This window comes from Pseudomonas sp. SID14000 (assembly GCF_002165135.1).
Lineage (GTDB): Bacteria > Pseudomonadota > Gammaproteobacteria > Pseudomonadales > Pseudomonadaceae > Aquipseudomonas.
In genome coordinates this window covers 1-743 of record NZ_NFZQ01000064.1, presented here as the reverse complement: position 1 = coordinate 743, position 743 = coordinate 1, and the positions used below count along the sequence as shown (strand labels likewise).

At 64.2% G+C, this 743-nt stretch carries 1 protein-coding gene; it reads left to right on the top strand.

From position 1 onward, the window contains the following. A partial coding sequence (locus CAY82_RS24870) for a T6SS effector BTH_I2691 family protein (protein WP_305881827.1) occupies nucleotides 1–743 on the top strand: 743 nt, incomplete at both ends.

The window sequence follows — 743 nt, the reverse complement described above, 5'->3', positions numbered from 1 at the left end:
GCAGGCTTCAACCTCGAACAAGGCTTCGGGCCGCTGCAACACTCTGCCTACACCCTGCGCGCGCTGCGACCGGGCTATGTCTACGTGTTCATGCAAGGCGCTCTGGGCCAGAAGCTGGTCATCCATGAGTATGTCGGCGCGGGCCTTTACAAGGAGCTGCGCTACCGCGGGCTGGACGATTACCACCGGCGTGATCGCTACCTGTCCAGCCGCACCATGGGCTGGGTGTGGGCCGATACCTGCCCCGATACCGCCAGGGAAGTGTGGATCGGCTACAGCCCGCACCTGTGGACCAACGCCATGACCGCCCGCATCACCAGTTCAGCAGCCTTGCGCCAACGGCACATGCGCCAGCTGGACATGGCCGAACTGATAACCGGTAACCAGGCCCCCTCAACCCAGCCCCATGTCTTGCCGGTCAGCGCCCTGCAAACCTGGGTCGAAGACTTCAAGCCCACCGAGCGGCGCATGCCCCTGACCTGGAGCAGTGACCCGATCACCGAAACCTTGCCCATCGGCAACCTCGTTGCCGTCGGCCGGCACTACCCCTACACCCAGCCAAAGGTACCGGTCGTGGTGGCGCTCGCCGATGCCGAAGGCATGGCCCTGGACCTGAGCCTGACGGTGTCGGCCTATCAGCATCAACTGCGCGACCTGATGCCCGCCGAGCAGCTGGAACACATGAAACCGGCACAAGGGCCCGAACAGGAACGCGTACCGGCGTGCTACAAACTGGATGCCGA